The 12,037-nt window shown below is 58.2% G+C and carries 15 protein-coding genes; 10 read left to right on the top strand and 5 right to left on the bottom strand.

The features are described 5' to 3' along the window. Window positions 1-118: 118 nt before the first annotated feature. The 4 genes from ACHUE7_RS15460 to tatC all read left to right on the top strand — a co-directional run bounded on the left by ACHUE7_RS15460 (window position 119) and on the right by tatC (window position 2,172). The gene (locus ACHUE7_RS15460; protein WP_394170793.1) at window positions 119-454 is read left to right on the top strand and encodes a phosphoribosyl-ATP diphosphatase; all 336 of its coding nucleotides are present in this window, start codon (window positions 119-121) and stop codon (window positions 452-454) included. Window positions 455-600: 146 nt separating this feature from the next. After that, window positions 601-873 carry a twin-arginine translocase TatA/TatE family subunit gene (tatA, locus tag ACHUE7_RS15455; RefSeq protein ID WP_127558922.1) on the top strand — a complete coding sequence of 91 codons (273 nt, stop codon included), beginning with the start codon at window positions 601-603 and terminating at the stop codon, window positions 871-873. Window positions 874-944: 71 nt separating this feature from the next. Continuing rightward, window positions 945-1,433 carry a Sec-independent protein translocase protein TatB gene (tatB, locus tag ACHUE7_RS15450; protein WP_394170792.1) on the top strand — a complete coding sequence of 163 codons (489 nt, stop codon included), beginning with the start codon at window positions 945-947 and terminating at the stop codon, window positions 1,431-1,433. Then, a complete protein-coding gene (gene tatC, locus ACHUE7_RS15445) occupies window positions 1,414-2,172 on the top strand; it encodes a twin-arginine translocase subunit TatC (RefSeq protein WP_394170791.1) in 759 nt (252 codons plus the stop codon). The genes tatB and tatC overlap by 20 nt, the downstream gene beginning before the upstream one ends. On the opposite strand, the gene ACHUE7_RS15440 is transcribed toward tatC, so the two are convergent. Continuing rightward, the gene (locus ACHUE7_RS15440) at window positions 2,173-2,481 is read right to left on the bottom strand and encodes a hypothetical protein (protein WP_394170790.1); all 309 of its coding nucleotides are present in this window, start codon (window positions 2,479-2,481) and stop codon (window positions 2,173-2,175) included. Between the two features lie 211 nt (window positions 2,482-2,692). Between ACHUE7_RS15440 and ACHUE7_RS15435 the strand changes: the two genes are divergently transcribed. Next, window positions 2,693-3,691 carry a Gfo/Idh/MocA family protein gene (locus ACHUE7_RS15435; RefSeq protein WP_394170789.1) on the top strand — a complete coding sequence of 333 codons (999 nt, stop codon included), beginning with the start codon at window positions 2,693-2,695 and terminating at the stop codon, window positions 3,689-3,691. A 21-nt stretch (window positions 3,692-3,712) separates the two neighbouring features. Here ACHUE7_RS15435 and ACHUE7_RS15430 read toward each other — a convergent pair whose 3' ends face one another. Continuing rightward, complete coding sequence (locus tag ACHUE7_RS15430) at window positions 3,713-4,594, bottom strand: AEC family transporter (protein WP_394170788.1); 882 nt, start codon at window positions 4,592-4,594, stop codon at window positions 3,713-3,715. Between the two features lie 151 nt (window positions 4,595-4,745). Here ACHUE7_RS15430 and ACHUE7_RS15425 point away from each other — a divergent pair, with 151 nt between their 5' ends. From ACHUE7_RS15425 to ACHUE7_RS15405, 5 genes are all read left to right on the top strand, one after another. Further along, window positions 4,746-5,432 carry a ZrgA family zinc uptake protein gene (locus tag ACHUE7_RS15425; protein WP_394170787.1) on the top strand — a complete coding sequence of 229 codons (687 nt, stop codon included), beginning with the start codon at window positions 4,746-4,748 and terminating at the stop codon, window positions 5,430-5,432. A 74-nt stretch (window positions 5,433-5,506) separates the two neighbouring features. After that, window positions 5,507-6,214 carry an ABC transporter ATP-binding protein gene (locus tag ACHUE7_RS15420; protein ID WP_394170786.1) on the top strand — a complete coding sequence of 236 codons (708 nt, stop codon included), beginning with the start codon at window positions 5,507-5,509 and terminating at the stop codon, window positions 6,212-6,214. Then, window positions 6,211-7,470: an ABC transporter permease gene (locus tag ACHUE7_RS15415; RefSeq protein ID WP_394170785.1), complete on the top strand. Its 1,260-nt coding sequence runs from the start codon at window positions 6,211-6,213 to the stop codon at window positions 7,468-7,470. Before ACHUE7_RS15420 ends, ACHUE7_RS15415 begins: the two co-directional genes overlap by 4 nt. A 22-nt stretch (window positions 7,471-7,492) precedes the next feature. After that, window positions 7,493-8,044: a DUF3299 domain-containing protein gene (locus tag ACHUE7_RS15410; protein ID WP_394170784.1), complete on the top strand. Its 552-nt coding sequence runs from the start codon at window positions 7,493-7,495 to the stop codon at window positions 8,042-8,044. A 131-nt stretch (window positions 8,045-8,175) separates the two neighbouring features. Further along, the gene (locus tag ACHUE7_RS15405; RefSeq protein ID WP_394170783.1) at window positions 8,176-9,453 is read left to right on the top strand and encodes a hypothetical protein; all 1,278 of its coding nucleotides are present in this window, start codon (window positions 8,176-8,178) and stop codon (window positions 9,451-9,453) included. A 28-nt stretch (window positions 9,454-9,481) separates the two neighbouring features. Here ACHUE7_RS15405 and ACHUE7_RS15400 read toward each other — a convergent pair whose 3' ends face one another. From ACHUE7_RS15400 to ACHUE7_RS15390, 3 genes are all read right to left on the bottom strand, one after another. Beyond that, window positions 9,482-9,709: a DUF2798 domain-containing protein gene (locus ACHUE7_RS15400; protein ID WP_394170782.1), complete on the bottom strand. Its 228-nt coding sequence runs from the start codon at window positions 9,707-9,709 to the stop codon at window positions 9,482-9,484. A gap of 57 nt (window positions 9,710-9,766) precedes the next feature. Beyond that, a complete protein-coding gene (gene dbpA, locus ACHUE7_RS15395; protein WP_394170781.1) occupies window positions 9,767-11,158 on the bottom strand; it encodes an ATP-dependent RNA helicase DbpA in 1,392 nt (463 codons plus the stop codon). Window positions 11,159-11,477: 319 nt separating this feature from the next. Then, entirely contained in the window at window positions 11,478-12,023 is a 546-nt protein-coding gene (locus ACHUE7_RS15390; RefSeq protein WP_127558898.1) for a YaeQ family protein, read from the bottom strand. Between the last annotated feature and the right edge of the window lie 14 nt (window positions 12,024-12,037).

Below are 12,037 nucleotides of genomic sequence, written 5' to 3'. Positions count from 1 at the left end.
CGGTCTAGGCCCCATGGACGGGTTCACGCCGACCCCTCAGAGGCACCACCGGTAGCCGCCGCGGACAATAGCCACTGATTAAATAATCGCTGCAACAAAACGTTAAAGGTTGTGTCATATGATGGACGTTCTACAGCAATTGGCCGACACTCTGGAGGCCCGCAAGGGTGCCAGTGCCGATGATTCCTATGTTGCCTCCCTGTATGCCAAGGGGCTCGACAAGATACTGGAAAAGGTCGGGGAAGAATCGGTCGAGACCATACTGGCGGCGAAAAACGCAGCGGCCGATCCCTCCCAGACCGACAAAGTCATCTCTGAGACGGCGGATCTCTGGTTTCATACTCTGGTGATGCTGGCGGCGCTGGATTTGTCGCCTCAGCAGGTCACCGACGAGCTGGCGCGTCGCTTTGGTTTGTCGGGTCTGGAGGAAAAGGCATCGCGCTCAACCGATTGAGCACTTGACCTGACCCCCTGATCTGAGCGCAAATAGAGTATCTTTTAGATGTATTGCAGGCTTGAAGGTCCGAGATGCATCTGTACAAACACCGGTTGGTTTTCGACAGGCGAAGACTGACAACACCATCCTAAGAGGGTAGCAACATGGGTTTTGGCGGCATTTCTATCTGGCAACTGTTGATTGTTCTGGCCATTGTACTGCTGATTTTCGGTACCAAACGGCTCAAGGGCCTGGGTGGCGACATGGGCAGTGCCATCAAGAGCTTCAAGAAAGCGGTGAACGAAAACGACGAGGAAACCGCTGCCTCCGAAAAGAAATCTGAGGAAGAGAAAAAGGCAGCACTGGAAAAGAAAGACGCCCAGTTTGCTGAAACCGAGCAGGAAACCACCAAGAAAACCGATACCAGCGCCCACTGAACCGGGTCGCACATCTGTTTATGGCCAGGCTGCCGGCTGGGCGGCCGCCACTGATCTGTTGAGAGCTCATTATGTTCGACATCGGTTTTACCGAATTGATGCTGCTGGCCGTCATTGGCATGGTGGTCATCGGGCCCGAGCGCTTGCCGGGCGTGGCCCGCACCCTGGGCCGGACCGTCGGCAAGGCGCGGCGCTTTATGACCGGGCTGCAGAACCAGCTTGAACAGGAAGTGCGGCTGGATGAACTGAACAAGAAAATCATGGCCGAAACCAAGGGCCAGACGTTCAAGAATAACGATGAAACCGGGTCCACCGAAGCGCGGCATGAAAGTGAAGATGCCGAAGTGCCGTCCATTGCCCCCAAGTCTGCACTCGATGAAACCGCCCAGGCTGAACTGGAAGGTGATATTCAGGCCGAAGCGGCACTGAGACGCAAGGTGAGCAACGACGCAGCCGCCAGAGCTCGTGTCCAGGATGCCGGGACCCCGGAAGCCTCCAGCACCTCAGACGCCCCCAACCACTCAGACACCAGGCCCGACGATGAAGTCCGAAAACCCTGAAGATTCCACCATGCCGCTGGTCGCGCACCTGAAAGAACTGCGCGACCGCATGATGCGCTCCATCGCTGTTGTGTTTGTCGTCTTTATTGGTCTGTATTTCCTGGCTGGCGACCTCTACATGATTCTGGTCAAACCGCTGGAAGTGTTGTTGCCCGTAGGTGGTCAGCTGATCGCCACCGGTGTGACCTCGCCGTTTTTCGTGCCACTGAAACTGACCATCGTGCTGGCCGTGTTTATCTCGGTCCCCTATTTGCTGCACCAGATTTGGGGCTTCATAGCGCCCGCTCTGTACAAGCATGAACGCCGGGTGGCGATTCCGCTGTTTATCTCCAGTGTGCTGCTGTTTTATGCCGGGGTCAGCTTTGTGTATTTCGTGGTACTGCCGCTGGTGTTTGGGTTTTTCACCTCGGTTGGGCCGGAAAACATCAACCTGATGCCGGATATTGGCAACGTACTCGACTTCTGCCTGAAGTTGTTCTTCGCGTTTGGCATCGCTTTTGAAATACCGATCGCCACCTTTTTGTTGGTGCGGGCGGGCATCGTCTCGGTTGATTCGTTGTCGTCCAAGCGCCCCTACATCTTCGCGGGCTGTTTTGTGATTGGCATGCTGCTCACACCGCCGGATGTCATTTCACAGACGATCCTGGCGGTGCCGATGTGGCTCTTGTTTGAGCTGGGGCTGGCGTTCGCCCGGCTGATTCCGAAGGCCAAAATCGAAGAAGCGGCCGAGCTTGACTGATCAGTTCGGCCGGTCAGATTTGTTGGGGTCGTCTTCATCGACGACTTCACCCTCGATAACCCGGTGCCCCTTGTTACCCGGGCGGCGCCCGGTGGCCTGCTCCTGGCGGCGCTGGGCTTCTTCATAGGCCTTCTTAAAACGTGATGCGAACAGGGGCCGGCCGGTTATCTTCATCTTAACGGCGTTGATGATCGCAAGGCCAATGCCCACGGCTGCCAGCGCCAGCACCAGAAAGAGCCCGATCCAGAAAAAGAACACCAGCAGGGCGAGCCCAATGATGGCGGCGAGAATGCGCACAAACGGTGACATAGAATCTATCCTGAATGATGTATGTATTGATCGAGCCATGACGGACCTCCGTGTGGCCTCAAGCTGTACTGTCTTGTAAATGCGGTTAGCCTTTCACAAAACAACGCCGGTTTCAGGGCCAAAGGTCATAATTTGCCCGCAGTTTACGCCCTGAAGACACTGAATTCACGCCCAAACGGACACAATTGCGAGAGCAACAGGGAGAAAACAGATGGCACCTTCACGTATTCGCTGGGGCATCCTTGGCGCCGGCAACATCGCCTACAAACTCGCCGATGCGGTCGCGCAGGACCCGGACAGCGAGCTGGTCTCGGTGGCCTCCAACACCCCAGGCAAGGCCGAGACCTTCGCCAGCGCGGTTGGCATCATGGCCGACGACAGCTACCAGAGCCTGGTCGAACGACCAGACATCGATGTGGTCTACATCGCCACCACCCATAACTTTCATTACAACAACGCTGTGCTGGCGTTAAACCAAGGCAAGTCGGTACTGATCGAAAAGCCCTTTACCGTTAATGCCGACCAGGCCCGAAAACTGGCCGAGCTGGCGGATGAGAAAGGGTTGTTCCTGATGGAAGCCATCTGGACACGGTTTTTGCCCACCATGATTGAACTCAAGCAGCGGTTGCAGAGCAAGGCGATTGGCGAAGTCCGGCACATGAACCTCACCTTCGGCGGCTTTGCCCCTGATAAATACCGCCCGCGACTGATCGACCCGGCGCTGGCCGGCGGCGTAACGCTCGATATGGGTATCTACCCGATAAGCTTTGTCTGTTATCTGGCCGGCGACTTGCCCATTGAGGTTCAGTCACTGTGCCAGTTCAGCGACACCGGCGTCGACGAACGCGCTACCTATCAGTTCCGCTTCGCCAGCGGCATGACTGCCTCCATCGCCACCAGCTTCAATCTGAAAATGAAGCAGGAAGCCATGCTCTACGGCAGCACCGGTTATATCGAATACCCGGATTTTCAGGCTGGCAGTGCTTTTGCCATTCACCACCACGGCGGCACCAACGAAGTCGACGACATTGCCGCGGTGCAGCTCGATCAGTTTGAAAATGGCTTCGTTTACCAGGTAGCGGAAGTGGTGCGCTGTCTACGCGCCGGCGAGCTGGAAAGCCCGGTGATTCCCCTGCAGGAGACCGTAGCGATCATGGCCTTAATGGACCGCATGCGGGAGCAGTGGGGCCTGCGCTATCCGTTTGAGTGAGGCGGGTCCTGACTGTCCAACTCAGGACAGCCGCTGTATGCCTAGCACGGCCAGCAGCGATATCGGCAAACTCACCAGAATCACCGCGGCAATATCGTCTTTCGGGCCGTTATAGTGGCTGGCGAGCAGGTAGCTGATCACCGCCACCGGCATGCTGGCCTGCAGTAGCAGGGTTTGTTGAACCAGTGGTGATAACGGCAGGGCAACACAGACCAGCAGGGCGGCGGTTAGGCCAATGGCGACCCGGGCGAACGACAGTCCGATGATACGGCCTAATCGGTCGAGTTGGCGCACATCGATGCCCGCCAGTGATTTGCCCAGAAGCAGCAGCATGATCGGCAGCGTCATTCCAGACAGTAACGACAAGGTCGACAGCACGGCCTCGGGCCGGGGTGCGTCGGTCAGGCGCCAGCTCACCCCTACGATCAGTGCCAGAATCGAGCCGTTGCGCAGTATCGACTTCAGACTGAAGCTGCCCGATAGCAGCCCCACGCCCAGTGTGAAATGGCTGATCTGCACCACCGTCGAAATGACAACGGCATGAATCAGGGCATCCGGGCCCAGCAGGGCAAACACCAGCGGTATACCGAGGTTTCCGGTGTTGGGGTTGACCAGCATGGGCAAATAGCCGCGTATTGCCAGGCCACTGAAGTGCAATAGAGCGGCACCCAGCAGCGCACTGATCATCAGAACGCCAATAATGGCCCAAAGCGTGCCAGAGAGGCTCAGCAATTCGGCGTCCATGCTCAGCAGGGCGCTAAGGATCAGCGTTGGCAGACCGATGTGAGTGACCAGGGTGGCCAGCGATGGCGAGTTGAGCAGGCTGGTTTTGCGCGCCAGTCCGTAGCCCAGGGCAGCACAGAACAACACGGGAATCAGGGCGTTTACGTAAGCGAGTAGCAAGGGCACACCGGGTCAGTCTGGGCCGCTAGTATATCGGGCGCGATGCCGGTTCGAAAAGATTCGAGCTTGGCATTTTCAATTGATACGTTGTAACATCTCTAAATCAGCGCTGATTCCTGCGAACCCGAACCCTGTTAAGGAAGAACACAACATGAGCTTTAAATCGACACCTGCCTTTTTTGCTCTGAGCCTGGTCGCACTGGCCACCAGTGCCCAGGCCGAAACCGAACGCCAGCTCGGTGCCCACGCGCATGGGGCAGCACAGTTAACGTTGGCAGCTGAGAATCAGACCCTGGCCGTCAGTCTCGATACGCCTGCATATAACCTGGTTGGTTTTGAGCAGGCCCCTGCAACTGACGCCCAGCGTGACCAGGTTGCCTCAGCGCTGGCGGTTTTGGCGCGGGCCGATGCCGTGCTCGATTTGCCCACAGCGGCTGAGTGTACTCTGACCGAACAGGCTGTAGATGCCGACGCCTGGTCAGCTATCGAGGCTCATGATGACCATCATGATGAGCATGCCGACGAGCATCATGATGATCACGAGCATGAAGACGAACATCACGATGAGCATGAACACGAGCATGAAGAAGTGCATCATGATGACCATGCCCATGAAGACGACCATCATGATGACCATGACCACGAGGATAGCGCTCACTCCGACGTGCTTGTCGAGTGGACCTATCGCTGCGAAAATCTCGGTGCATTAAGCTCGGTCACCGTATCGGCATTCGAGCATTTTCCCAATCTGACCGACTTGCAGGTACAGTACATCGGCGACGACTGGCAAGGTGGCACTCAACTGACCCCGGCCAGCCCCCGTCTTACCCTGAACTGATCTGCGTGGTGTGATCCCGGGGCGCCCGCGGGCGCCCCGGCAATCCGCTCTCCGTTCAACTGATAGAGGCCCCCATGGCGGACGCTCTGAGCATTGAGTCCCTGGCTTTTCGCTGGCCTGGCCAGCAATACGACACCCTGAGTATCGACCGGCTGCAGTTGCCCGCCGGGTCGAGTCTGTTCGTGCGGGGCCCGAGCGGCAGCGGCAAAAGCACGCTGCTGAATCTGCTGGCCGGCGTACTGGTACCAACGCAAGGGCTGATCCAGGTGCTGGACCAACCGTTGTCGCAACAGGCCGGCAAAGCGCGTGACCGCTTCCGGGCAGACCACATTGGTTACATTTTCCAGCAGTTTAATTTATTGCCCTATCTGTCGGTGATCGACAATGTCATGCTGCCCTGCCGACTGTCGCGCCGTCGGCGCGACAAGGCGTTGTCGGAAGCGAGCAGTCTGACCGATGCCGCGGCCGATCGCCTGACCCGGTTGAACATTCCAGAGGCTCTCTGGCACCAGCGCGTCTCGGCGCTCAGTGTCGGCCAGCAGCAGCGTGTCGCGGCGGCCCGGGCGCTAATGGGCCTGCCCGAACTGGTCATTGCCGATGAACCGACCTCAGCGCTCGATCAGGACAATGTGGATAACTTTATGGACGTACTGACCGGCCAGTGCCAGGCGCTCGGCAGTGCTCTGGTGTTTGTCAGCCACGACCGCCACCTGGCACGTTGGTTCGATCAGGAGTTGGAGCTGGCACCGGAAGCTCATGCTCAGAGCGAGGCGACGACATGAACTGGATGCGTCTGGCCCTGGCCAGCTTGTGGAACCGTCGTACCACCGCCCTGCTGACGCTGGGCATGGTGGCGCTCAGCCTGTCTTTGCTGCTGACTGTCGACCGGGTGCGTGAAGACACCCGCGCCAGCTTCTCCAACACCCTGTCGGGAACCGACCTAATTGTCGGCGGTCGTACCGGGTCACTGAACCTGCTGCTCTATTCGGTGTTCCGCATCGGTAACGCCACCAACAACATCAGCTGGGAGAGCTACTCTGATCTGCGCCGTAATTCGGCCGTTGACTGGACAGTGCCGCTGTCGCTGGGTGACTCGCATCGGGGTTATCGCGTTATCGGCACCACCACCGACTATTTCGAACACTATCAGTATGGCCGTAACCAGGCGCTGAGCTTTCAAAGTGGCCAGCCATTCAACGATGTTTATGACGTTGTGCTAGGCGCCGAAGTGGCCGAGGTTCTGGAGTACCAGCTCGGTGACGAACTGGTGGTCGCGCATGGCCTGGGCACCACCAGTTTCGAAAACCACGACGACAAACCCTTCACCGTCGTCGGCATCCTGAACGCGACGGGCACACCGGTAGATCGCAGTGTGCATGTGCCGCTGGAAGGCATAACCGCCATGCACGTCGACTGGCAACAAGGTATTAAATTGCCGGGCTTTGAGATTTCAGCCGACGAAGCCCGTGAGATGGATCTGACTCCCGAAAGCGTCACCGCTGTGCTGGTGGGCATGAAATCGCGGGTGCAGACATTCTCCTTTCAACGGCTGATCAACCAGTACCGCGCAGAGCCGCTGTCGGCGATCATTCCCGGCGCGACCTTGCAGGAGCTGTGGCAGCTGATCGGCATTGCCGAGAACGCACTGATTGCGGTGTCGTTCATGGTGGTAGTGACCGGCTTGCTGGGTATGGTGACGGTGATTCTGGCCGGGCTGAACGAGCGCCGCCGGGAAATGGCCATATTGCGTGCACTGGGCGCCCGGCCCGGCCATATACTGGGCCTGCTGATGCTCGAATCCGGCCTCTATGGTGTTGCCGGGTTGATGGCCGGCCTGTTGCTGCACTGGGGCGTGATAGCACTCGCCAGTATTTGGGTTCAGGGCACCTACGGCATACAATTAACCTTGGCACTGCCCTCGCCCACCTTGTTGCTGGTATTGGCAGGCTTTGTGGGTCTGGCGTTCCTGGTCGGTCTGTTGCCGGGCTGGAAGGCCTACCGGCAATCGCTGTCGGATGGTCTGACCGCCACCACCTAACTCACGCGTTTCGGATGTAACGATGACCAGAACGGTATGGAAAAACACGCTTTGGCTGGCTGTCAGCTCGCTGCTGCTGGCCAGTGTTGCGGTGACGGTTCAGGCGCGTGAGGCCACTGAAATCCAGTGGGACGACCTGATGCCCGCTAATTTCAGCTACAAAATCCTGCGCGAGCAGATCGATTTCAGCCAATACGACCTGAGCAGTCTCAGCGATGATGACCCCGAGGCGCAGCGGCTCTATTCCGATATGACCCAGGTGCTGGCGAACGCACCGGTGGTCGACGCGCTGGGTGGTGCCCACATCAAGCTCGCCGGGTTTGTGGTACCGCTGGAAATGGACGGTGACTCCGTCTACAGTTTTTTGCTGGTGCCTTATTACGGCGCCTGTATCCATACCCCGCCGCCGCCTTCCAACCAGATCGTCTTCGTGCAAACCCAGGGCGGTTACGAGATGGGGCCTATGGATGAACCGGTCTACGTCAGCGGTACTCTGATGATCGAAGCCCAGCAGTCAGAGCTGGGCAGTTCCGGTTATACCCTCTATGCCGGTCGTATCGATCCGTATCTCTAGCCACGAATCTACCCTTTGAATAGTGAGCGCGAGCGCTTTATGCTGCCAGTAGCAGGGCGAGCTTGTGCCTGGACTATTCGGCGCAAGAACCCGTAAAAGGACATTGATCTTTCAACCCAATAAGGAATTTCATGAAAAGGATTCTACTTCTGCTGTTGATCATCGTGGTTGGCGGCTATGGCGCTGCGCACTGGCACGTTACCCGCACGGTTCAAAGCCAGCTTGATGAGGCGGCTTTAATGGCCGAGGGTGTTGGCCGCCTTACCTATGGCCAGATCTGGGTGATACCGACGGGTGAAATTCGGGTTCACAATCTGGCGTTTTCGGCACACGGCCAGGGCGGCGATGTTCGCATCGAACGCGCCTCACTGGAAACGGCGAATTTGCTCGAACTGGTGCAACTGGGCCAGACGCTGAGCAACGACGAAATACCGCAACGGTTGGCGCTCAGACTCAGCGGCATTGAACTGGATCTGGATTCAATGCGGCCGCTGGTCGATAACAATGCCCAGCAACATATGCTGGCCGCCGGCTGCGGCGATGAACGCACCTATTTCAATTTCACCGACCTCGACACCATGGGCTATCGCCAGACCCGCTCCGACATGACTCTGGAATACCGGCTCACTCCCGAACGCGATAACCTGCAGGTCGAAGGCGAATTCACCACAGAATCCATGTACCGGATGAGCACCCGTCTCGAGGTCGCGCTGGCTGACGCTCAGGGGCCCGCCGCGCTGATGGGGGCGACCCTGAACCAGGTGCAAATACGGGTAGACGATTTGGGCTACGTGCCCGAAGTCATGTCGTTTTGTGCTCGTGAGACGGGCCTTGACGTTGACACCTACAAGACCCGGCACGTGAATGCCTGGGAACAGTTGTGGCAGGAACAGGGTGTGGTATTGGCTGATAACGTGGTTGAGGCGTACGCGGCCTACATAGAGCAACCCGAGAGCCTGCGAGTAGAAAGTTTTGCCCGGCTGAACGCCATGCAAATGATGATGGTCTCCGACCCGCAGGCGATTCTGGACCTGATTGCACCGCAAATTGTCGTCAACGACGGTCAACCCAGCCCGCTGCAGTTAACGTTGGCGTTGCCGCAACGCGTGCCCGAGCCAGACACTGCCCAATCACAACCGGAGGCGCCTCAGGCTGAACCGGAACGGCCCGCCCCCGAACCAGCACAAACCGAGCAGGCTCCGCGGGTCATTGAAGTGCCGGTCTCCGACCTCGCCGACTGGTTGAACTCCGATATGATCATAAACCTGGCCGATGGGCGGGAGTTTCGCGGTGAAATCGAAAGCCTGAACAACGACGAACTGCAGTTCAAGCAATCTGTCTTTGGCGGCACCATGGTGATGCCAGTAGCGCGGGACGCTATTCGCCGGGTTCGGGTAGTCAACCCCTGACGGGTTTTCCGCGGTAAGCCGCTCAGACTCAGTCGCGCTGACACAGCGCGACTGACAACCGCATAACGCGCTTTCCGGCAATCAGAATAATGCAAAAGGCGATGGGCCAGGCGACCACATAAGCCTCTGCCCAGCGGCCCAGAAAGCCATTGCCGACGCCGGTGTTCAATGCCGTAATCACCGCCGTCATAATGGTGACCATAAGCACCGACATTAAAAAGGCCTGCATGATGGGCTGATAACGTTTTGAGAACATGGCCTGCCACCTTTAAATTAGATATATCTAATATTATAGCCGGGTTAGAGGTGAAGGTTAACCCGCTTTAATTACCCGTACCCGAAACGACCGGCCTTTGATTCGCCCCCGGCCCAGCTTGTCCAGCGCGCGTTTTTTGGCGCCCCGCGCCACGGCGACGTAGGTGCTTTGGTCGTAAACGGAAATCTTCCCAACCTCGGTGCCATCAATTCCCTGCTCGCCGGTCAGCGCACCCAGTACGTCACCGGGGCGGACCTTCTGCTTTTTGCCGCCGTCGATCTGCAGCGTAATCATCGGTGCCGGCTGTGGCCGAAAATGCGCGTGCACGGCAGGCGGCAGTGCTTCCGGTTCGAGCGTGGTATTCAGGTACCCTTCGAGTGCAGCCAGCCGATGGCCTTCCCGGTCGCTGAACAGGGTGCAGGCAATGCCCTGGCTGCCCGCACGACCGGTACGGCCAATCCGGTGCACGTGCACCTCCGGGTCCAGCGCCATGCGAAAATTGATCACCGCATCGAGCGCATCGATATCGAGCCCGCGCGCGGCCACATCGGTCGCTACCAATACCGAGACACTCTTGTTGGCGAACGTTACCAGTGATTCATCGCGCTGGCGCTGATCCAAATCCCCATTCAGGGCGATGGCGCTGTGGCCAGCGGCACTTAGGGCATCGGCAACGTCCAGGGTTTCGGCCCGGGTATTACAGAACACCACCGCACTGGTCGGCTGGTGATGCGCCAGCAGACGCAGCAGAGCGTCGAGCCGGTCGTCATCATTGCCGACCCGGAACAGGCTCTGGGTAATGCTGGTGCTGTCGTGCCGGGCCTCGACTTTCACCATGACCGGCTCGACCATAATGTGATCAGCCAGCTGCTTGATCTGATCCGGAAAGGTCGCGCTGAACAACAGGGTTTGCCGCTGTGTCGGAACCGACTCCAGAATCGATTCCAGTACGGGCTGAAACCCCATATCGAGCATCCGATCGGCTTCGTCGAGCACCAGGGTATTCACGTTTTCAAGCACCAGCGTTCCCTTGCGGACATGCTCTTCAATGCGGCCGGGTGTTCCCACAACGATGTGAGCCCCGTGTTCAAGCGACCCGATTTGCGGGCCAAAGGGCATGCCGCCGCAGAGCGTGAGTATCTTGATGTTATGGATACCGCGCGCCAGGGTGCGCAATTCCTTCGCCACCTGATCGGCCAGTTCCCGGGTCGGGCACAACACCAGAGTCTGAATGCGAAAACGTTTAACATCGAGCTTGTTCAACACGCCCAAGCCAAAAGCGGCCGTCTTGCCAGAGCCGGTTTTCCCCTGCCCGATCACATCCTTCCCGGCCAGAATGTCGGGCAGGCTGCTGGCTTGGATCGGCGTCATCTGATGGTATTCGAGCGATGCCAGAGTGCTCAGCAGATCGGGGTTTAACGGCAGGGACGAAAAGTCAGTTTGGCTCACAATCGGGTCTCTTGGTCGGCTACCTCGGGTAGCCTGGGGCAAATGGGCGCGCATTGTACGCTTTGTGATCAGCGACCCCAAGAGTTATTGGAAAGGTTATTAGGTTAATGAGTTGCGGAATCAGTGTCGGGTACCGGGTATGCCTGTCCGGGGTAGTCTGCAGCATGGATGCTGCAGTCTAGGCCCCATGGATGGGTTCACGCCGATCGAGTGTCGCACCACCCGAGAGGCATACCCGGTGGCCGGCACGAACTCTTGCCACAGGGCAAACCCAGCCACAGAAGGTCCAGCGATCGTAAGATCGCTAGACCTGAAAGGTTTAGCTTCGATCTTTTATTCGAATCGGTGTAATCGTCAGGGACTCATCGTCATTGTTCAGGTAGAGCACGCCCTCGGTGATGCTGCACTGGAACGTCATCGAGCGCTCGAACCAGCCGGTCAGGGCATCCAGGTCTTCTTCTGAGAATTCCCAGATTTCGAGTTCGGGCAAGCGCGCCAGGGCCGCTTTGTTCTGGGCGAGCCAGAGAGGTACGGTGCGGCCGCCGTAGGTGTAGAGCCTCACGGCTTTGGCCTGGGCGCTGGCTTTGCGCAGCCACTTCTCATCCGGCTGACCAAAAGCCACCCAGAGGGTGATGTCGCCGGTTAAATCGCGCTCCGCCAGTTCCGGTTCGCCTTCGTCGCTCAGGCCTTTGGAGAACGTCAGGGTCTCGGAGGCGTTGAGCATGAACGCCAGCAGCCGCACCATAATGCGGTTCGGGGTTTCAGACGGGTGTTGCGCCAGGCTGAAGGCATGTTCCTGGTAATAGCCCCGGTCCATATCGGAAATATTCAGCCGCGCTTTCAGCACGGTGGCTTTGAGTGCCATGGTGGTGGTGCTCG

This window comes from Saccharospirillum alexandrii (assembly GCF_043641555.1).
GTDB classification, from domain to species: Bacteria; Pseudomonadota; Gammaproteobacteria; order Pseudomonadales; family Natronospirillaceae; genus Saccharospirillum; species Saccharospirillum alexandrii_A.
This window is presented reverse-complemented; position numbering and strand designations above follow the sequence as displayed.